This window comes from Micromonospora sp. NPDC049282 (assembly GCF_043197045.1).
Taxonomy (GTDB): domain Bacteria; phylum Actinomycetota; class Actinomycetes; order Mycobacteriales; family Micromonosporaceae; genus Micromonospora.
The window spans coordinates 488,388-508,349 of the sequence record NZ_JBICSL010000001.1 but is presented as its reverse complement, the minus strand read 5'-3'; the positions used below and the strand labels follow the sequence as shown (position 1 = coordinate 508,349).

19 protein-coding genes are annotated in these 19,962 nt (G+C 73.8%); 11 read left to right on the top strand and 8 right to left on the bottom strand.

Annotation, left to right across the window (positions count from 1 at the left end):
* Positions 1-25: 25 nt before the first annotated feature.
* The 4 genes from ACGFI2_RS02340 (at position 26) to ACGFI2_RS02325 (ending at position 3,148) form a co-directional block, all read left to right on the top strand.
* Positions 26-1,267, top strand: coding sequence for a hypothetical protein (locus tag ACGFI2_RS02340; protein WP_393509286.1), 1,242 nt, complete (start codon positions 26-28; stop codon positions 1,265-1,267).
* Positions 1,268-1,424: 157 nt separating this feature from the next.
* Positions 1,425-2,300: a hypothetical protein gene (locus tag ACGFI2_RS02335; protein ID WP_393509284.1), complete on the top strand. Its 876-nt coding sequence runs from the start codon at positions 1,425-1,427 to the stop codon at positions 2,298-2,300.
* Between the two features lie 101 nt (positions 2,301-2,401).
* Complete coding sequence (locus ACGFI2_RS02330; RefSeq protein WP_393509281.1) at positions 2,402-2,743, top strand: DUF1330 domain-containing protein; 342 nt, start codon at positions 2,402-2,404, stop codon at positions 2,741-2,743.
* A gap of 93 nt (positions 2,744-2,836) precedes the next feature.
* A complete protein-coding gene (locus ACGFI2_RS02325) occupies positions 2,837-3,148 on the top strand; it encodes a hypothetical protein (RefSeq protein ID WP_393509278.1) in 312 nt (103 codons plus the stop codon).
* A 28-nt stretch (positions 3,149-3,176) separates the two neighbouring features.
* On the opposite strand, the gene dacB is transcribed toward ACGFI2_RS02325, so the two are convergent.
* A complete protein-coding gene (gene dacB, locus ACGFI2_RS02320; RefSeq protein WP_393509275.1) occupies positions 3,177-4,760 on the bottom strand; it encodes a D-alanyl-D-alanine carboxypeptidase/D-alanyl-D-alanine-endopeptidase in 1,584 nt (527 codons plus the stop codon).
* A 411-nt stretch (positions 4,761-5,171) separates the two neighbouring features.
* Here dacB and ACGFI2_RS02315 point away from each other — a divergent pair, with 411 nt between their 5' ends.
* Positions 5,172-5,453 carry a HesB/IscA family protein gene (locus tag ACGFI2_RS02315; RefSeq protein ID WP_393509272.1) on the top strand — a complete coding sequence of 94 codons (282 nt, stop codon included), beginning with the start codon at positions 5,172-5,174 and terminating at the stop codon, positions 5,451-5,453.
* Here ACGFI2_RS02315 and ACGFI2_RS02310 read toward each other — a convergent pair.
* Entirely contained in the window at positions 5,437-6,558 is a 1,122-nt protein-coding gene (locus tag ACGFI2_RS02310; RefSeq protein WP_393509269.1) for a beta family protein, read from the bottom strand. The two genes, ACGFI2_RS02315 and ACGFI2_RS02310, sit on opposite strands and share 17 nt — an antisense overlap.
* 187 nt (positions 6,559-6,745) lie before the next feature.
* Here ACGFI2_RS02310 and ACGFI2_RS02305 point away from each other — a divergent pair, with 187 nt between their 5' ends.
* The 3 genes from ACGFI2_RS02305 (at position 6,746) to ACGFI2_RS02295 (ending at position 9,422) form a co-directional block, all read left to right on the top strand.
* The gene (locus tag ACGFI2_RS02305) at positions 6,746-8,122 is read left to right on the top strand and encodes a cellulose binding domain-containing protein (protein ID WP_393509266.1); all 1,377 of its coding nucleotides are present in this window, start codon (positions 6,746-6,748) and stop codon (positions 8,120-8,122) included.
* 257 nt (positions 8,123-8,379) lie between these two features.
* A complete protein-coding gene (locus ACGFI2_RS02300; protein WP_393509263.1) occupies positions 8,380-8,784 on the top strand; it encodes a hypothetical protein in 405 nt (134 codons plus the stop codon).
* A gap of 245 nt (positions 8,785-9,029) precedes the next feature.
* Positions 9,030-9,422 (top strand): cupin domain-containing protein, encoded by a 393-nt coding sequence (locus ACGFI2_RS02295; RefSeq protein WP_393509260.1) that lies wholly within the window; start codon positions 9,030-9,032, stop codon positions 9,420-9,422.
* Between the two features lie 23 nt (positions 9,423-9,445).
* Here ACGFI2_RS02295 and ACGFI2_RS02290 read toward each other — a convergent pair whose 3' ends face one another.
* Complete coding sequence (locus ACGFI2_RS02290; RefSeq protein ID WP_393509257.1) at positions 9,446-10,639, bottom strand: threonine synthase; 1,194 nt, start codon at positions 10,637-10,639, stop codon at positions 9,446-9,448.
* Positions 10,640-10,647: 8 nt separating this feature from the next.
* A complete protein-coding gene (locus ACGFI2_RS02285) occupies positions 10,648-11,682 on the bottom strand; it encodes a DNA polymerase ligase N-terminal domain-containing protein (protein WP_393510063.1) in 1,035 nt (344 codons plus the stop codon).
* A gap of 70 nt (positions 11,683-11,752) precedes the next feature.
* On the opposite strand from ACGFI2_RS02285, the gene ACGFI2_RS02280 reads away from it, so the two are divergent.
* Positions 11,753-12,535, top strand: a complete 783-nt coding sequence (locus ACGFI2_RS02280) for an aldo/keto reductase (RefSeq protein WP_393509254.1) — start codon at positions 11,753-11,755, stop codon at positions 12,533-12,535.
* A 60-nt stretch (positions 12,536-12,595) separates the two neighbouring features.
* Here the strand turns inward: ACGFI2_RS02280 and ACGFI2_RS02275 are convergent, their stop codons facing one another.
* Positions 12,596-13,720: a cellulose binding domain-containing protein gene (locus ACGFI2_RS02275; protein WP_393509251.1), complete on the bottom strand. Its 1,125-nt coding sequence runs from the start codon at positions 13,718-13,720 to the stop codon at positions 12,596-12,598.
* A gap of 218 nt (positions 13,721-13,938) precedes the next feature.
* On the opposite strand from ACGFI2_RS02275, the gene ACGFI2_RS02270 reads away from it, so the two are divergent.
* A complete protein-coding gene (locus ACGFI2_RS02270; protein WP_393509248.1) occupies positions 13,939-15,045 on the top strand; it encodes an FAD-dependent monooxygenase in 1,107 nt (368 codons plus the stop codon).
* Between the two features lie 128 nt (positions 15,046-15,173).
* Positions 15,174-16,931, top strand: coding sequence for a cytochrome c oxidase subunit I (gene ctaD / locus ACGFI2_RS02265; RefSeq protein ID WP_393509245.1), 1,758 nt, complete (start codon positions 15,174-15,176; stop codon positions 16,929-16,931).
* Between the two features lie 170 nt (positions 16,932-17,101).
* Here the strand turns inward: ctaD and ACGFI2_RS02260 are convergent, their stop codons facing one another.
* The 3 genes from ACGFI2_RS02260 to ACGFI2_RS02250 all read right to left on the bottom strand — a co-directional run bounded on the left by ACGFI2_RS02260 (position 17,102) and on the right by ACGFI2_RS02250 (position 19,957).
* Positions 17,102-17,866: an alpha/beta fold hydrolase gene (locus ACGFI2_RS02260; RefSeq protein ID WP_393509242.1), complete on the bottom strand. Its 765-nt coding sequence runs from the start codon at positions 17,864-17,866 to the stop codon at positions 17,102-17,104.
* A gap of 225 nt (positions 17,867-18,091) precedes the next feature.
* Positions 18,092-19,336, bottom strand: coding sequence for an MFS transporter (locus ACGFI2_RS02255; RefSeq protein WP_393509239.1), 1,245 nt, complete (start codon positions 19,334-19,336; stop codon positions 18,092-18,094).
* Positions 19,337-19,375: 39 nt separating this feature from the next.
* Positions 19,376-19,957, bottom strand: coding sequence for an isochorismatase family protein (locus ACGFI2_RS02250; RefSeq protein ID WP_393509236.1), 582 nt, complete (start codon positions 19,955-19,957; stop codon positions 19,376-19,378).
* Positions 19,958-19,962: the final 5 nt, after the last annotated feature.

The window sequence follows — 19,962 nt, the reverse complement described above, 5'->3', positions numbered from 1 at the left end:
CGCGTCTGCGGCCGAGGGAGGGGCATTGGCTGAGGACGACAGCACGCGGTCCGGGATCCGGGTCGGCGGCTGGCTGCCCGCCGTACCGGTCGGACCGGCCGCCACGCCGCCACCGCCCGCCGGTCCGCGTCGCCTGCCCGAGGACCCGGACGTCGCCGTGGCCGAATCGCCGGCGCCCGCCGGGCCTGGTCCAGCTGGGCCCGCACCCACCGGGCTCGGGCCGGCCGGGCCGTCCGGACCGGCTTCCGGCTGGCCGCCGGCGCGGGCCGACCGGGACGCGTCGTGGCAGTCGGGCCGGATGCGGTCGAGCGGTGCGTACCCACCGGGCGGCGGGGGAGTGGCGCCGGTGGCACCCGGCCGGCACACCGCCCGGGAGAGCCTCCGCGCGCGGCTCGCCGGCCCGCTCGCGGCCCGGCTGCGCGGGGGCTCCACCCGGCTACGCGCGGCGTACGCCAGGTTGCTCGGTGGTCTCCGGCCGGCGGTCGGGTCCGCCGCCGAGAGCCCGGCCACCCGCGTCGGCGCCGCCCGCGCCCGGCGCCGGCGCCGGCGAGCGGTGCTGGCCACCGCGGCGCTGACCGCGTCGGTGGTGGCGCTGGCATACTCCGCCCGGCCGCCGGCCGCGCCCCCGGGTCGTCCCACCGTGCCGGCGGCGGCGCCGACCGAGCCGGCGCCGACCGCGGCGCCGCCCACGGTCGTGCCGGTGACGGGTGACCCGGCGCTGCCCGGCGGTCCGCTGCTCGGGGTGGACCAGCAACCGGTGCCGGCGGCGGTGTCGCTCACCCTGCTCGGCACGCGGGACTGGCGGCACTGGGGCGGCGCCGGCGCGGACAGCGTCCAGCGCAAGCAGCGCGGCACCGGGGAGATCCAGGACCCGGGCGGCGCGCGCCTGGAGCACAACGCCGGAGTGTCGGGGCTGACCTGGACCGACGGCACCCCGCGGGCGCGGGAGGAGGGTACCCGGGCTGGCGTCTTCCAGCGCGGTGCCGGAAGGTCCTTCACGCTCGCCGTGGCCGGCAGCGGGGACCTGCGGACCGTCCGGCTCTTCGTCGGCGTGTTCTCGGCCGGAGCCCGGCTCGACGTCACCCTCTCCGGTGGCGGCGATCCGGCGGTGCGGGAGGTGGCCCTCGCCCACGGCGATCGCTTCTACCAGTACGTCATCCATTTCCGGACGCCACGCGGGCAGCGGCTGCTGATCAGCTGGCGGGCCCTCACCGTGACCGGCGGGCAGAACGACGGGGTGTCGCTGGAAGCGATCACGGTAAGCTGACCGACCGCGCGGCCGGCGCGCTCGACTACTGCTTGGTAACGAACTGGAAACGCCCGTCGGCTCACATATGGCGCAAACGGCCGGCCGGTGACACCGTGAAGCCCGTCGCGCTCCGGCCGCTCCCGGCGGCGTCGCGTGAGACGAAGCGGAGGGTGTGGTGGGCGAGGAGGACCGTTCCCCGACCGGGCACGGCTCGCACCGGGAGGGTCGCCCGCGTACCCGGTCCGCGCTGCGCCGGCTGCGGCGCCGGCGGCGGCTGATCCTGGAGGGCCTGGCCGCGTTCCTCTGCCTGGCGGCGCTGGTGGCCTACCTCGGCACCGAGCGGCACGACACGCCCCGCGAGGAGAACGCGGTGCTGCCGGTGGCGCCGACCGGCCGGGTCGGGCTGCCGAGCGAGGGTGACGGCGCGGTCGCCACCCCCGGGCTGCGCCCCCGCCAGCGCCCGCCGGCGCCGAGTCCCGCACCCTCCACGGTGGCACCCGTCACGGCCGCGCCGCCGACCGTCGCGGTCAGTCGCGCCGAGGTGCCCGCCTCGGTCGACCTCACCGCCGTGGGCGCCGTCGACTGGGTCCAGTGGGGCCTGCTCGGCGCCGACCGGACGGTCCGCAAGCGCGGCGGCTCCGGCGAGATCCGGGACGAGGGCGGCCGGGGGAAACGGGAGAGCTACAGCAACAACCCGGAGGAGTACGCCTGGCGCGACGGCACCCCGGTGGCATCGGCCAGCGGAACCATGTCCGGGGTGTACACCTGCGATCGGGGCAACGGCTTCCGCCTGGCGGTGGCCGGAAACGGCCGACCGCGGACGGTGCACCTCTACGCCGGGCTCTGGATGGCCCGCGGCCGGCTCGACGTGTGGGTGGCCGGCGGTCCGGCCAGCACGATCCGGATGGAGGACCCGCACACCGCGCTGACCGCCGACTTCACCGTCCGGTTCCGGGCGCCACGTGGCGCGAAGCTGCTGCTGAGCTGGACCGTGGAGGAGTCCCTCGGGCAGTGCGGCAACGTCAGTCTCCAGGCCGTCGCGCTGCGCTGACCGCCGTTACCTCCCAGGTAATCGACTCGGCGCGGCACGTCGCACAGAATCGGTGGCACCTGCCGCGCCGGCGCACCGGCGCCGTCACCGGGGAGGAAACCGTGCCCGCCTTCGCGCTCGCCAACCTGCGTCCCACCCAGCTCAACGAGGAGATCCTGGAGTACATCGAGAAGGTGCAGTCGACGTTCGCCCCGTTCGGCGGACGGTTCCGGGTGCACGGGGCCGAGCCCGAGGTCCTGGAGGGACAGTGGCCGGGCAGCGTGGTCATCGTCGAGTTCCCGGACGTCGAGCGGGCCCGCGCCTGGTACGCGTCCCCGGCGTACCAGGAGATCCTGCCGTTGCGGACACGGAACATCGAGGGCGAGGCGATCATCCTGGACGGGGTCGGCCCGGACTACGACGCCGTGCGCACCGCCGCCCGGATGCGGGCCTCGCTCCGCTGAGGAGTCACCGGGACAGTTTGTCCGTCGCGGGCCGGGCGGGGCGTCGTACGTTCTCGATGTCCCGCCCGACCATCCTCTGTGGAGGTGCGACCGATGAGCCGCCCCGCGCCCGTTGCCCTCGCCCGCCAGCCCGCCGACGGCGGCGTGCTGCGGGAGATCCCGCTGCCGCCGTACGTGACGGTCGAGGACGTCCAGTTCGCGGTGCGGGCGGTGGTGGTGCACGCGCCACGGACCTGGTCGGGCGGGACGATCTGCCGCAACGACGCCAGCCCGCACCCGTGCCGGCTGCACCGCTGGGGACGGCAGGTGCTCACCCTGCGCGGGCTGCCACCGGCCGAGATCGACGCGCTGGTCGAGCGGGGCGATCCCACCGCCGCGCCGCGCCCGTACCGGCCCGGCGCCTGACCGCACGAACCGGTCAGCAGCGGGCCGGTCAGCAGCGGACCGGTTTGACCCAGGAGCACTCCCGTCCCTCCGGCACGCGCGGCGCGTCCGGCGCGGTCGGCACCGTCCGGCGGGCCGCAGCCGTCTCCTTCTCGGAGTACGTGGCCAGGGCGATCGCGATCTGGTCCTCCAGCCCCTTGACCGACGAGGTCAGGTAGTTGTTGAGGACGATCGAGAAGGCCAGCAGCCGGCCGTCGGCGTCGGTGACGTAGCCGGAGAGGCCGGAGACGCCGGTCAGGCTGCCGGTCTTGGCGTGCACGTTGTTTGCGGCGGCGGTGCCGCCCATCCGGCTGCGCAGCGTCCCGCCCACGAAGCGGTCGGCGTTGCCGGCCACCGGCAGCGCGGCGTACCAGGTGTCGAACCAGGGCTCGGCGCGGACCGCCGAGAGCAGCGTGACGAACTGGGCCGGTGGGATCAGGTTGCGGCGGGACAGGCCGGAACCGTCGCGCTGGCGCAGCGTGCCGGTGTCCATCCCGGCGTCGCCGACGTACTCGCCGATCGCGGTCAGGCCGGCGGACCAGGTGCCGGAGCCGGAGAGCACCCGGCCCAACTCCTTGGTGAGCACCTCGGCGTGCCCGTTGTTGGAGAGTTTGAGGAACGGCACCATCAGGTCGGCCAGCGGCATCGAGTCGTGCCGGGCCAGCGGCCGGGCGCCGTCCGGAGTGGCGGTGCCGAGCACCGTACGGCCCAGGACCCGTACGCCGTGCCGGCGCAGCGCGGACCGGAAGACGTCGGCGGCGTACCCGGTCGGCTCCCAGACCGTCACCCAGTCGCTCTCGGCGGCCTGCCCGACCGCGATCTGGCCGGTCACCACGACGGTGTTGCTCCCGTGCTCCCGCTCGATCGAGATGGTGGTCTCGCCGCCGGCGACCGTCTCGGCCCGGTTGTCGATGCGCAGCCAGTCGTTGTCCGGGGTCATCGAGATCCTCGGCCGGGCGCCGGCCCGCGCGCCCGGCGTCGCGTTGACGATCACGGTGCCGGCGTCGTAGTCGGTGTCCGGCGCGACGGTCAGCGCGGACACCTGCGCCGCGTAGTAGTAGGGCTCGTCGTCCCAGGTCCAGTCCGGACCGAGCCGGCTGCGGTCGTAGCGGGTGTCGTCGGCGACCAGATCGCCGGTCACCACCCGTACGCCGGCCGCGGCGACCTGCTCGGCGAGCCGGTCGTAGTCCGCCGCGAGCATCGTCGGGTCCCCTCCGCCGCGCAGGTAGAGATCGCCGGAGAGCAGCCCGGCTCGGCGCGGCCCGTCGGCGCTGACGTCGGTGGTGAAGCGGTGGCCCGGGCCGAGCAGCTCCATCGCCGCGGTCGAGGTGAGCAGCTTGGTGTTGGAGGCGGGGACGAGCCGCCGGTTGCCGTTGCGGTCGTAGAGCGTACGGCCGGTGGCGGTGTCGACCACGACCACGCCCGCCTGCGCCCCGTCGAGCCGGCTGTCCGCGAGGACCGCGTCGATGGTCGCGTGCAGCCGGGTCTGCGCCGGGGTGGGCGCCTCGGCCGTCGCGGTGGGGGCGCCGGCGGTGGCCGCGGTGGCGACCAGAACCAGCGCCGCGAGCGCCCGGGGAAAGAGACGACGATGCATGTGCTGATGCTGCCACGGAGCTTTCCTCCGGGAAAGGGGCCGAAGCGAAAGGTTATTGCCGAGGTGGCCGCCGGGTCACGGCCGCGGCGCGGCCATCCGGGTTGAGGTGCGCGCCGTAGCGGTTGGTGTCGAGCGCCCCGGGGCCCAACGGGGAGATCTTCCGTCCACACCCCGAGCTTAGGGAACTGCCGGCGGCCCGGAGGGGAAACGCCCGTTCACGCGGTCGCAGCCGATGACCTGGCTCTATTTGACGGATCCACCGGCAGCGGGCACGGTGGGTAGGGAGGGGCCCGTCCGACCGCCCCGATTCCGTGCGGCGAACACTGTTTCGTCCGCTTCTCCGGTCGCGAGCCGACCGCGTGGGCCGAGTCGCCCGCGAGCCTTCCGCACCCAGCCATGAGGAGTTCCGCCATGCTGACCATGACCGACAACGCCGTCCTGGTGATCCGCGACCTCGCCGCCCAGGAGGACCTCGCCGAGGCGGGCGGCCTGCGGATCGCCGCGGACGCCGACGCCGGGTCGCTCTCCATCGAGCTGGTTCCCCAGCCCGCACAGGGTGACCAGGTGGTGGACACCGAGGGAGCGCGGATCTTCCTGGACTCCGACGCCGCCGAGCTGCTCAACGACACCGCGGTCGACGCGGTCGTCGACGACGAGGGCGTCGTCCAGTTCGGGTTCACCGAGAAGGAGTGACTCGGCCGGCGCGACGGGACTCCCCGCCGCGCGGCGGCCGGCCGGCGCGCCCCCGCTCCGGGGCGTCCTGGTCGGCCCGCCAGGAGCCGCCGCGCTGCTCCCGGTCCGGCCGGACCAGCGCGGCCAGCACGTGCGCCAGGTGGTGCGAGGTGCTCCAGGCGATCCAGTTGGCCGGTGAGCCGGCGCCGGCGCCGCGCCGGGCCCGGCGCAGGACCTCGTGGTCGCCCCACGAGAATCCCGCCCCGGCCGCCGGCCAGTGCGGGGCGGCCACCAGCGTGCGGCACAGGTCGGCGAAGCGCTCGTCGCCCCGCCCGCCCCGCCGGGACCAACGGTAGATCCACCACGCGCCACCGGTCGCCCAGCGCAGCGTCGGCAGCCGGTCGCCCGGGACGTCCGCGCCGCGTACCGCGCAGCACACCCCGTAGTCGCCGTAGCCCAGCCGCAGGTCGGCCAGGCGCTGCCAGAGCAGCCAGTCGAAGCGGTCCAGGCGGACCGGCTCGTCGGCGGGGAGCCGGGACAGCGCCGGCGGCATCCCGCCCGCCGCCACGGTCACCGACCGCCAGGCGTGCCGTCGGGCCCACTGGGCCGCGCGCCGCAAGCGCGGCTCGGCCAGCCGGACGTCGGCCAGGCAGCACACGTCCCCGGCGTCGAGCAGCAGGTCGCACTGTTCCGGCACCAGGCCGGTCGACCGCCACACCCGCTCCACCGCCGCGGTGGCGGCGTCCGGACCGGCGCGGTCCGGGCCGGTCCGCAACCGGACCACCGCCCGATCCGTCCAGGCCCGCGCCGCCGCACCGTGCGCCGCCAACCGCCGGTCACTCTCCGCGATACCGATCACCGGCACCAGCGGTACGCCCCAGCGGACCGGATCGTGTTCCGGGGCGTCCGGCAGCGCCGACACGTCGACGGCGGGCAGGATTCCGGTGGGGAGCCGCCCGAGCGCGTCCGGCGTGCCCGGGTCGGCCGGGGTGACGTCGACGATCGGCGCGAGCAGGCCGACGGCGGTGTCGTCGAGGTGGGTCAGGGCTTCGAGTTCGCCCCGGCGAGCGGCCAGCACGGGGCGGTAGACCGGGTCCGGCGACTGCTCGCCGGGTACGGGCACCATACTTCAATGTAGCGACTTGATTGCTCTGCGTCACCACGCTGCCGGTCCGGGCGCCCCGAGGCGGCATTGACAGGCCGCGCGCCACGGTGGTGGCATGGTCGGGCGGGCACGGCCGGGCATGGACGGGCAACCATGACCACTCCAGAGCCGCCCCGTGCCCGGGTCGGCCCGCCCGGAAGGCCAACCCATGACCCCGCAGTCCCGCCTCCGGCTCGTCGCGGCCCTGGCCGCCGGCGCGGCCGCGTTGCTCGTCGCCGGTCAACTGCCGGCGCTCGCGGTCGACGACCCGCCCGCGCCGGTGACCGGCAACGCCACCCACTTCGACGGCCTCGGCTCCCCGTACGGCGGCTGCGGCCTGCCGCAGTCCGAACTGGACGCGCCGGACTTCGTCGCGCTCAACGTCTACGACCTGCCCGGCGACTACACGTCCTATCCGGTCCGGCCGCTGCCACCGGCCCAGGCGGACCGGATCGGCCTGTGGAACAACGGCCTCAACTGCGGCCGGTTCGTCCGGGTGACCATCGGCGACCGCTGCACCGGCACGAACGACGGCGCGCCGGGGCAGCCGTTCTGCCGCAACGGCTCCTGGGTCGCCGACGGCTACAACGGCGCCACGCTGACCATGGTGGTGGCCGACTCCTGCGGCGACGGCAACGCCTGGTGCCGGGACGACCGCAACCACCTGGACCTGTCCACCGGCTCGTTGAACCGGTTCGCGCGCGGCGGCGTCCCGGTCGGCGACCTCTACCCGAACCACTGGAACAACCGGCGGGTGTCCTGGTCGTTCGTGCCCGCGCCGGACTACTCGGGCGACATCCGGATCGCGTTCCTGCGGGGCGCGCAACGCTACTGGCCGGCCATCGCGGTCTCCCACCTGGCCAACGGCATCCACGGCGTGGAGTACCTGGCCGACGGGGTGTGGCGGGCCGCCGCCATGAACAGCGACATGGGTCAGTCGTACGTGCCGGGCGCCACCACCGCGGGCGGCACGGACTTCCAGATCCGGGTGCGGGACGTCACCGGCGCGCTGGTCAACGGCGGTCGGGTGTACCGCTTCGCGCTGCCGGCCTCGTGCGGCGGCACCTGCTCGGCCGCGTACACGCCGGTCGGCTACACCACGTCGGACGGCCCGACGGGCTCGCCCAGCCCGACCGTCTCGCCCAGCCCGACCGTCTCGCCCAGCCCGACGGTTTCGCCCAGCCCGACGCTCTCCCCGACCTCGACCCCGGGCTCGACGCCCACCGGCACCCCGCCGCCGTCGAGCGGGGGGTGCGCGGCGACCTGGACGGTCACCGGCGCGTGGGCCGGCGGCTTCCAGGCCGAGGTGACCGTCCGCAACACCGGTACGTCCGCCGCCGCCGGCTGGAGCAGCGACTTCGCCTTCGCCGGCGGGCAGCGGCTGGTGAACGCGTGGAACGCCACCGCCACCCAGTCCGGCGCGCGGGTGACCGCCACGAACGCGGCCTGGAACGGCGCGCTGGCGGCCGGCGGCGTCACCAGTTGGGGCCTGGTGGTCTCCGGCGACAACCAGCCGCCCGCCGAGCTGCGCTGCACACTGCGGTGACCCGGACGGGCCGGGTGCGGAAGCGTTCCGCACTCGGCCCCCGGGTCTGGTCTCGGTCGGCGCGGTGTCGGCAGGAGACCCGAACGATTGACGTTTCCGCAGCTCAGGGCGTTGACTGTCCTTGATCGGACAGTGCTGTCGGTGGTTGGCGGGTGGTGGGGCGGCATAGCTTCGGAAGCAGCAGAGTGATCGCCGCTGATCGCCGGGACGCACCACGAACGCCTCCTGCCGGCGTACCGGTGGGAGAGAGGATCACCATGCCCAGCCCCAGACCGAGGAGGGGAGCGACCGGTCAGCCCACCCCGGACGCGCACGAGGCCGCGCGCGTCGACACCGAGATCAACTCGTGTTCGGCGACCGGGCTGCCGGCCACCGCCCGCGTGCTGTTCGCCGTGGTCGACGCGAACGGCACCCTGATCCGCGGCCTCGGCGCCACCTCGTCCACCCGGCTCGCCGCCGGGATGTACCAGGTCGCCTTCGACCAGGACGTCGCGCGGGCGGCGTACGTCGGGACGGTGGGCCCGGCCGCCGGCGGTGGGCTGGCGCAGCAGGGCGTCATCACCGTGGCTCCCCGGGCCGGGATCGCGAACGCGGTCTTCGTCGAGACCCACGCCGCGAGCGGGCACGTGGACCGCGCGTTCCACCTGGCCGTGCTCGCCTGACCGGCCAACGAGCGCACGGCGCCGCACGACCCGGAGATCGTAACGTCGCCGCGCTCTGGCCGTCTCCCACCGGCGCAGCCGTACGGCGGTACGTCAGCGGGGACCTGGCTCGACCGGCCCAGCCCGCACCGGTCTTGTCGGCTGCAGATGCCCCTTTCGAGCGTGGTCAAACCTGATCGCGGTGGGGAATTCCATCATCTGCCACTCCCGGCGTGGCGGGCGCGCGAACGGGGTATGAGCGGGCCATGGAGCATTTCACGATCGCGACCGTCGCCGAGAAGAGTCCCGACTTCCGCCGCGTGCTCTGGACCGGGGAGCACACGCAGTTGGTCATCATGACCATCCCGCCGGGCGGCGAGATCGGCGAAGAGGTCCACGAGGGCATCGACCAGATCCTCACCTTCGTCAGCGGCACCGGCGAGGCGCGGGTGGCCGGGGAGAAGAAGGAGGTCGTCGCCGGCGACCTGGTGGTCGTGCCGGCCGGCACGAAGCACAACTTCGTCAACACCGGGCCGAATCCGCTGGTGCTCTACACCGTCTACGGCCCGCCGGAGCACGCCGACGGCGCGGTGCACAAGACGAAGGAGGAGGCGGACGCCGCCGAGGAGGCCGGCGAGGACGAGCCGCCCACGTCCTGAGCGGGTGTGCCGCGTGCCGCTCGTCAAGAAGGGGCCCCTTCTCTACCGGAAGCGTTGAGAAGGGGCCCCTCCTTGCATCCGGCGCCGGTGTTGAGGACGACCACGCGCTCGCCGGGGCGGATCCAGCCGCCGGCGCGCAGGTGGCGGGCGGCGGTCAGGCAGGCCGCGCCCTCGGGGCAGAGCAGCAGCCCCTCCCGGGCGGCGAAGTCGCGCAGGTCGGCGAGGATCTCCGCGTCGTCCACCGCGATCGCGGTGCCGGCGCTGTCCCGCAACGCGGCCAGGATCAGCTCGTCGCCGAGCGGGGCGGGGACGGTGATGCCGAACGCGACGGTGTGCGCGTCCGCCCACGGGGTGGCCCGCGCCTCGCCGGCCGCGAACGCGCGCACGATCGGCGCGCAGCCGGTCGACTGCACGGCCACCAGCCGGGGCAGCTTGTCCTCGACCCAGCCCAGTTCGCGCAGCTCGTGCAGCGCCTTGTGGATGCCGATCAGCCCGACGCCGCCGCCGGTCGGATAGATGATCACGTCGGGCACCTGCCAGCCGAGCTGCTCGACGATCTCGTATCCCATGGTCTTCTTGCCTTCGAGCCGGTAGGGCTCGCGCAGCGTGCCGGCGTCGAAGATTCGCCCGCCGGACGCGGCGACCAGCGCGGCGATCTCCCGGCCGGCGTCGTTGATCAGGCCGTCGACCAGCCGCAGGTCCGCCCCGGCGGCGAGGCACTCCTGCCGGCAGATGGTCGGCGCGGCCAGCGGCATGGCGATCGTCGCGCCGATGGCGGCCCGGGCCGCGTACGTCGCCCAGGCCGCGCCGGCGTTGCCGTTGGTGGGCATGGCGATCCGCTCGACGCCCAGCTCCCGGGCCCGGCTCACGCCGACCGACGCGCCCCGGGCCTTGAACGACCCGGTCGGCATCAGCCCCTCGTCCTTGACGATCAGCTCGTCCACCCCGATCTCGCGGCCGTACGCCGGGGCGCGCCACAGCGGCGTCCACCCCTCGCCCAGCGTGGTGACGAACCGCGGATCGGCCACCGGCAGCAGCTCCCGGTAGCGCCACAGGTCGGCCGGGCGGAGCCCGAACTGCTCCGGGGCCACCGTGGCGGCGACCGCGGCCAGGTCGTAGCGGGCCAGCAGCGGGGAGCCGCACCCGCACAGGTTCTGCGGCTTGTCGGCCGGGTGGTCGAGGCCGCAGCGCGGGCACTCCAGGTGCGTCAGGTGCACGGTGGTCCTCAGCTCGCGTCGATGCTCAGCCAGTGCCGGCTGCGCCGGCCCGGCTCGTACGGGGAGTCGAGGCGCTTCGCCACCACTCCCGGGAGCCCTTGCTCACTTGCGGCCCGCAGGGCGTCCGCGCCGACTCCCGGGAACCACGGCGGAGTCTGCCAGTGCGGGCCGGCCAGCGCCAGCGAGTCGAGCAGCTCGCGGCGTTGCGCGTAGGGCACGTCGAGGCTGGCCACGCCCTCCAGCCAGAGCAGGTCGACGGCGAGGAACTGGCCGTCGCGCCGGGTCGGCGGGTGGAGCCGTCCGGCCGGGTCGATCCGGACCAGCACCCCGTCCAGCACCACCTCGGTGGGCGCCAGCTCCTCGGCCATGGCCCGCAACCAGGGGTACGCCCCGGTGACGTCCGCGTCGTCGCCGTCGAGCAGCCGCAGCCGGCCGCCGGAGACGTACGCCATCGCCCGCACGCCCGCCCAGCGCGGCTCGTACCCCCAGGCGCTGGCGTCGCGCGGCAGCCGCGTCCCGTCGACGGCGCGCATCGGGCGGACCAGCTCGGGCATCGGCGTCCAGCCCGCCGGCGCCGGGTCGGTGCGGCGGACCATCCAGTCCCGGCCCCGGCCGCCGGTGGCGAACAGGACGTACCGGCCCTTCGTGCGCTCGCCGTCCAACACCACGATCACCTCGTCGTCGCGCCACTTCTCCGCGCGGTAGGTGCCGGTGTCGTGGACGGTCATCCGCCCGCCGCCGTACTCCCCGGCAGGGATCTCCCCGTGGAATGTCAGGTATTGCATCGGGTGGTCCTCGGTGTGCACGGCGAGGTGGTTGCGGCCCGGGTCCCGGGGCAGGCCGCGCGGCACCGCCCAGGAGGCCAGCACGCCGTCGTGCTCCAGCCGCAGGTCCCAGTGCAGGCTCCGGGCGTGGTGCTGCTGGATGACGAAGCGGGGCGCGCGCCGCGCCGGCCGCCCGCGCCGCGGGGACCGCTCGGGCACGGGTTCCGGGGTACGCGCCGCGTCCCGCTTCCGCCGGTAGTCCTCCAGCCGGTCCGCCACCCCCGTATTCTCCGACATGCCCGGCCCGAGCGCCGGCATGGCGGCGACGATCAGGGGTAGAACCGTCGGCATGGACCTCGACCAGCCCACCCTCCCGCTCACCGGCGACGTCCGGATCCCGCTGCTCGGCTTCGGCACCTGGCAGGCCACCGGTGAGGACGGCTACCAGGCCGTGCTGGCCGCGCTGGACGCCGGCTACCGGCACCTCGACACCGCCACCATGTACGGCAACGAGAAGGAGGTCGGGCGGGCGGTCAAGGAGAGCGGCCTGCGCCGGGAGGACCTCTTCATCACCACCAAGCTGCCGCCGGACCGGGTCGGTCGGGAACGGGAGACCATCGAGGCCAGCCTCGACGCGCTGGACACCGAGTACGTCGACCTGTGGCTGGTGCACTGGCCGCCGTCCGCACCCGGTGACAGCATCCCGGTGTGGCGGGAGATGCTGGCCGCCCGGGACGCGAACCTGGCCCGCGCCGTCGGGGTGAGCAACTACTCGATCGCGCAGATCGACGAGCTGATCCAGGCCACCGAGGAGACGCCCGCGATCAACCAGATCCGGTGGAGCCCGTCGCTGTACGACCGGCAGACGCACGTCGCGCACCGGGACCGGGGGGTGGCGCTGGAGGGCTACAGCCCGTTCAAGACCAGCGACCTGTCCGATCCGGTGCTGGTCCGCATCGCCCAGGCGCACGACGTCTCGCCCGCGCAGGTGGTGCTGCGCTGGCACATCGACCACGAGATCGTGGTCATTCCGAAATCGGTCACGCCGGAGCGGATCCGGACCAACGCCGACGTGTTCGGGTTCTCGCTGACCGCCGAGGAGATGCGCGACATCGACGCGCTCGGCGGCTGACGCCGCGTACGCAAAGGGGCGCGGTCCGCACCGGACCGCGCCCCTTCGGCGTTGCGGTGGTCAGCCTCGGGCGCAGCTGGCGCCGTTGAGGGTGAAGCTGCTCGGCGCGGAGTAGCTGCCGTTCAGGTTCGCCTGGTAGCCGAAGTTGGTCGACGCGCCGGGCGACAGCGTGCCGTTGTAGTTGAGGTTCCGTGCGGTCACCGCCGAGCCGCTCTGCGTCACGGTGGCGTTCCACGCGCTGGTGATCGTCTGCCCGGAGGGCAGGTTGTAGTTCAACGTCCAGCCGTTGATGGTGCTGTTGCCGGTGTTCTTGACCGTCACGTCGGCGGTGAAGCCGTTGTTCCACGTGTTCGCCTTGTAGGTCACCGTGCAGGCGGTGTTGCCGGACGGCGGCGGCGTGGTGGGCGTGCCGGTGGGCGGCGTGTTCCCGCCGAGGTTGACGCTCTGCGAGAACGAGTTGACCGCCAGCCCGACGCCGCCCTGCCACGGCTCGAAGCCGGCCTGGATGCTGGTCAGGTACCAGTCGTTGGTGATCGCGCCCCGGTTGCGGGTGTCGTTGATGAACGCCATCGCGTCGAAGCTGAAGCTGGCGACGGCGGACGGCGCCACGTACGAGATGACGTTGTTGGAGCCGTTGCTGCCCCGCCAGACCTCCCAGTTCCGGCCGGCGATGTTGGCGTTGCCGACGGGGGATCCGATGGGCTGGATCGAGCCCTGGCGGTTGAGCCAGATCATGATCTCCATCTGGTTCACCCCGTCCTTCTTGGGCGACGGGTCGAGCCAGATGTCGTACGCGGCGTCGTAGGTCCCGCCGACGTAGTTGAAGCTGATGCTGCTCGGCGCGCTACTGATGTTCTTGACCTGGGCCGGCAGGTTCGTGCCGGGGGAGCAGTTGGTGTAGTGGCAGCCGAAGAAGATCGACGGGTAGGAGACCGGCGCCCCGTTGGTCGGCGCGGAGCCGTCCGCCCGGGTGATGGAGAAGCCGGTCGAGGTGACGTTGATGCACTGCTGGGCGCTCGTGCCCCAGCGGTTGTTCTGCACCACGTACTTGCCGCCGATGGTGGTCGAGCCGTACTGCTCGCAGATCTGGGTGTCGGCGGAAGCGGTGCCGCCGAGCGCGACGGCGACGATGCTGCCGGCGGCCAGCAGGCCGGCCGCGGCGAGGGCTCTGAGCGAACGCTTCATGATGCTCCTTGGTGCGGCGCGGGGGCGCCGCGTCTGTCGGGGGTACCTGCGGGAGCGCTCCCATGCGCCCTGAACACATTTACATGTTTGAAACCGTTGCGCAACTGAACCGGTTAAGTGGCGGGTTGGCGGACCGGCCGGCACTTCCGCCGTCTGATTGCAGCGAGTAGTGTCTTGCCTCCGACGCGTCCCGACCCCCTCCGGAGGCGTACCCCACCATGGGTGGTTCTCTCCTGCGCATCCTCGTCGTCGGCGCGGGCATCGCGGGCCTCGCCGTGGCCCGGGCGCTGCGCCTGGCGGGGTTCCGGCCCGACGTCACCGAGCGGCTGCCACCCACCGAGCACACCGACACCGGCCTCTACCTCCCCGGCAACGCGGCCCGGGCGATGCGCCGGCTCGACCTGGACGGGCCGCTGCGGCCGCTCGGCGAGGTGATCCACCGGCAACGCTTCCTCGACGCCACCGGGGCGCCGCTGTGCGAGGTGGACCTCGACGCGCTCTGGACCGGCGTGGGGGAGTGCCGCGCCCTGCCCCGGGCCGAACTGCACCGGGTCCTGCTCACCGGCGCCGGCGGCGCGGTCCGGCACGGCGCCGAGGTGAGCACCGTCGAGCCGCTGCCGGGCGGTGTCGCGGTCGACTTCACCGACGGCACCGGCGGGGAGTACGACCTGGTCGTCGGCGCGGACGGGCCCCGCTCCGCGGTGCGCACCCTGGCCGCGCTCGGCGGCCCGCCCCGCCCCGCCGGGCAGGTGGTCTACCACGCCGTCGTGCAGGGAGGCCCGCGGATCGCCGACTGGACCGCCCTGCTCGGCCAGCGGGCCGGCCTCCTGGTCGTGCCGCTCGGCGCGGGCCGGCTCTACTGCAGTGCCGACGAGGCCGGGAGCGACGTGCCGGCCGACCCGCTGGCCCGGCTGCACGAGCTGTTCGGCCACTACGGCGGCCCGGTGTCCGAGGTGCTCGCCGCGCTGGAGAACGTGCACGTGGAGCGCACCGAGGAGGTCGAGCTGGGGCGCTGGTTCCACGGCCGGGTGGTGCTGGTCGGTGATGCCGCTCACGCCGTCCCGCCGACCCTGTCCCAGGGCGCCGCCATGGCGCTGGAGGACGCCGTCGTGCTCGCCGAGTCGCTCCGGGCCGCCGGCAGCGTCGACGCCGCGCTGCTCGCGTACGAGAGTCGCCGCCGCCCGCGTACCCGCTGGGTGCGGGACCGGACCCGGGACCGCAACCGCACCCGCGACGTGCCGCCGGCGCTGCGCGACCCGGTGCTGCGCGGACGCGGCGGGCGGATCTTCGGAGAGCACTACCGGCTCCTCACCGGTCCGCTGTAGAAGGCCGAAGATCGTAGCCGCCCACCCCACGCGGCGGGGCCACCTACCGGGGACTATCCTCCTTGCGGATGACGGCTGCGCCGATGACCAGCGCGCCGAGCGGGACAACCCAGAACCGGAGGCCACTCGTGACCACCGTCGCACCCAAGCCGGTCGTGACCCGGCCCTGGCCGGTCCGCGAGCCGGTCAAGGGGTCGGCCATCGCGCGGCTGCTGCGCACCACGGACGCGAAGCAGATCGGGATCATGTACATGGTCACCGCGTTCGCGTTCTTCATGATCGGTGGCCTGATGGCCCTGATCATGCGCGCCGAGCTGGCGCGCCCGGGGCTGCAGTTCCTGTCGCCCGAGCAGTACAACCAGCTCTTCACCATGCACGGCACGATCATGCTGCTGTTCTTCGCGACGCCGATCGTGTTCGCCTTCGCGAACTACGTGGTGCCGCTGCAGATCGGCGCGCCGGACGTGTCGTTCCCCCGGCTCAACTCGTTCGCCTACTGGCTCTACCTCTTCGGTGGCACGCTGGCCGTGGCCGGCTTCATCACTCCCGGTGGCGCGGCCGACTTCGGCTGGACGGCCTACACGCCGCTGAGCACCGTCGAGCACTCGCCGGGCGTCGGCGGCAACATGTGGGTGGTCGGCCTGGCCATCTCCGGTCTGGGCACCATCCTCGGCGCGGTCAACCTGATCACCACGATCCTGACCCTGCGCGCCCCCGGCATGACCATGTTCCGGATGCCGATCTTCACCTGGAACATGCTGGTCACCAGCCTGCTGGTCATCCTGGTCTTCCCGCTGCTGGCCGCCGCGCTGTTCGCGCTCGCCGCGGACCGCATGATCGGCGCCCACGTGTACGACCCGGCGACCGGCGGGCCGATGCTGTGGCAGCACCTGTTCTGGTTCTTCGGGCACCCCGAGGTCTACATCGTGGCGCTGCCGTTCTTCGGCATCATCACCGAGATCATCCCGGTCTTCTCCCGGAAGCCGATCTTCGGCTACAAGGGCCTGGTCGCCGCCACGGTCGCCATCGCGGCCCTGTCGATGAGTGTCTGGGCGCACCACATGTTCGCCACCGGCCAGGTGCTGCTGCCGTTCTTCAGCTTCCTGAGCTACCTGATCGCCGTGCCCACCGGCATGAAGTTCTTCAACTGGGTCGGCACCATGTGGCGGGGCCAGATCAGCTTCGAGACGCCGATGCTGTGGGCCATCGGCTTCCTGGTCACGTTCCTCTTCGGTGGCCTGACCGGTGTGCTGCTGGCCAGCCCGCCGATCGACTTCCACCTGCACGACTCCTACTTCGTGGTGGCGCACTTCCACTACGTGCTCTTCGGCACCATCGTGTTCGCCGTCTTCGCCGGCATCTACTTCTGGTTCCCGAAGATGACCGGTCGGATGCTGGACGAGCGGCTCGGCAAGATCCACTTCTGGCTGACCATGATCGGCTTCCATACCACGTTCCTGGTGCAGCACTGGCTGGGCGCCGAAGGCATGCCCCGCCGGTACGCCGACTACCAGGCCGACGACGGCTTCACCGGGCTGAACATGTTCTCCACCATCGGCGCGTTCATCACCGGTATCTCGACCCTGCCGTTCATCTGGAACTGCTGGAAGTCGTACAAGACCGGCCCGGTGGTCGAGGTCGACGACCCCTGGGGTCACGGCAACTCGCTCGAGTGGGCCACCTCCTGCCCGCCGCCGCTGCGAAACTTCGACCGGATGCCGCGGATCCGCTCCGAGCGGCCCGCCTTCGACCTGAAGTTCCCCGAGCTGGCCGCCGGGCAGAGCGTGGCCGGCCCGCCCGAGGGCGGTGCCAAGCCGCTGACCAGCGAGTCCGACGGCGGTGCCACCTACACCGAGGACCCGAAGGGCCGCGTCCAGCAGACCTGACGCCCCCGCTCCGACGGGCGCCGCACCCCTCCCGGGGCCGCGGCGCCCGTCGCGTTTCCACCCCATCGTTTCGTCGATCTTGGACTTGTGGTGCCAGGAAATACCGGGTCAGGCATGAAATCGGAGGCGCTACAAGTCCAAGATCGGCGCCAGCCTTCGCTCCGAGAATGTCAGGCGGGTGGGGCGTGGGTGGTGAGGAACCGGGCCAGTTGGTCGCGCAGGCCGACGTCGCCGGTGTCCGGGACCAGCAGGTTCACCCCGTGCGCGGAGGTGGGCGCGAGCACGAGTTGCCGGGTGGTGGTGCGCGGGGTGGCGTCGTGCAACTGGCGGGTCGACTCCGCGAAGCTCGTCTCCAGCTCCCCGACGCCGTAGAAGACCGGCACGGTGATCTTCGGGACGGCCGCGAGGGCGTCGGCGTCGCCATAGCCGGTCGGCGGCGAGAGCGCGACGACCGCTACCGGCGCCGGGTCGAGGGTCGGCGCGGCGGCCAGCACCGCGCTGCCGCCCATCGACCCGCCGGCGAGCACGATCCGGGTCGCCCCGTCGGCCCGAAGCGCGCCGGCCGCCGCCGCGACCTGCTGGGCCAACGTCACTCCGTGCGCTCGGGAGCCCCCGGAGCCGGCGAAGTCGAAGGCGAGCACCCGATAGCCGCGATCGGCCAGCTCCCGCCCGTAGGGCAGCCACTGGCACACGTCACCGGCGGCCATGTGCGCGAGCACCACGCCGGTGGGGCCGGAACCGAGCAGAACGCCACCCAGCTCGGCCTGGATCTCGTCGCCGAACACGACCTGCCGGCCGCCGCCGGTCAGCTCGGGGCAGGCCGCGCCGACGCCCAGCCCGGTCCGCTCGGGCTCGGGCGCGGGTGTGGCCTCGGCGCAGGCGGCCGCCGACACGATCAATGCCAGCGCGAGCAGGCGGGACACGATGCGCTTCACGGGCGGCTCCTCCGTCGAGTGGCCCTTGGGAACGCTCCCATTCTCGCAGCGCGCGCCTCCCCGGGCGGTCCCGTCCCCACCACCGTGCCGAACCTGTTACCGCGCGCCACGCACGCCGTCGGGCGGCCAGTGGAGCCCGCATCGGGGAGGTGGCGTGGTCCGGTCGCCCGGGATCACGCCACCTCCCCGAAGTGGCGGCCAGCCGCGGCCCGGGCCGGCGAGAGGTCAGGGGGTGACGGATGCCAGGTCGGGTTCGGTCGGGGCGGGGGCGGCCGGCGGGGTGCGGCGGTGGCGCAGCTCGACCGGGAGCACGGCCAGCGCCACCAGGAACCCGATCGCGCCGGTGACCGCGAACCCCCAGGCCGGTGCGGAGGCGTCGATCACCGCGCCGGCCAGCGGCGCCCCCAGGGCGATGCCGACGGTGACGGCGGAGCCGTGCAGGCCCATCGCCAGGCCCCGCACGCCGGCCGGGGCCAGCCGGCTGACCGCGTCCGCGGTGGCCGCGATGGTGGGCGCGCAGAGCGCACCGGTCGGGATCAGCGCGAGGCAGAGCAGCCACCAGTGCGAGCCGCCCAGCCCGACCGGAATCGTGGTCAGGCTGAGCGCCGCCATCAGCGCCAGCGGCGGGAAGGAGCGGCGCACCGCGCCGTAGGCGAAGCCGCCCACCAGCGAGGCGACCGCCCAGGCGGCCAGCACCACGCCGGTCCAGCCCACCTCGCCGCCGGCCCGGAGCACCGCCACCACGGCCACGTCGGTGCCGCCCAGCACCAGCGTGGCGGCCAGGCTGACCGCCAGCACGGCGAGCAGGCGCGGGGTGAGCCACTCCCGGCGCGGCACCGAGCGCTGCGGCCCGGTGGGCTCGTCGGCGGCCCGGGTCGGCGGGTTCAGCAGCCAGAAGCAGATGCCGGAGGCGACGATGCCGGCGCCGACCGCCCAGAGCGTCAGGCGCGGCGCGACGGCGGTGGCCAGGGCCACCGCGAGGGCCGGACCGACCATGAACGACAGCTCCACCGACATCGAGTCCAGCGCGTACGCCGGGCGGCGTCGCTCCGCCGGCACCAGCGCGGCGATCGACTGGCGGACCAACGAGAAGACCGGCAGGGCGAGCAGCCCGGCCAGAAACGCGGCGGGCAGCAGCACCGGATAGGAAAGGGTGGGCGCGGCGGCCCAGAACACGCCCTCGGCGACCGTGGTGAGCAGCAGCACCGGCCGCAGCCCGCGGCGGTCGACCAGCCGGCCGAGCAGCGGCGCGCCGAGCGCGGCGCCGACGGTCGCGGCGGCGCCGACCAGGCCGGCGGCACCGTAGCCCCGCCCGAGATCGAGCACCACGTAGAAGGTGAGCGTCACCCCGACCGCGGTCAACGGGATGCGGGCCAGCACCGACACCAGCAGCAGCGACCGCAGGCCCGGCAGGGCGAGCGCCTCCCGATAAGGCTTCAGATTCACGACGGGCCGTACCTCCCGCGCCATCCTGGGCCGGGGGTACGACAGTCGCAAGCGATTACCCGGTCAAGCGGTCCTGATCACAGGTTCGCCCACCATCTCCACGCCGGCGCCGTCCAGCGCCCGCAGCGCCACGTCGAGCGTCTCCGGTGCGACGGCCGCGGTCAGCTCCAGCAGCACCGTGGTGCGGAAGCCCTCCCGCGCGGCGTCCAGCGCGGTCGCGCGGACGCAGTGGTCGGTGGCGATGCCGACCACGTCGACCCGGTCCACGTCGTGGCGCCGCAGCCAGTCGGCCAGGCACTCGCCGTCGGGCGCGTGCCCCTCGAAACCGGAGTACGCGGCCGCGTGCTCGCCCTTGTGGAAGATCGCCTCCACCCGGCCGGTCGCCAGCTCCGGGTGGAACTCGGAGCCGGACGTGCCGACCACGCAGTGCCGGGGCCAGGAGTCGACGAAGTCCGGCGGATCGCCGAAGTGCGCCCCCGGGTCGACGTGGTAGTCCTTGGTCGCGACCACGTGGTCCCAGCGGTCCGGCTCGGCGGCGAGCAGTCGGGAGATGCCCCCGGCCACCCCGGCGCCGCCGCCGACCGCGAGGGAGCCGCCCTCGCAGAAGTCGTTCTGCACGTCCACGATGATCAAGGCGTTCGCCATCTGGT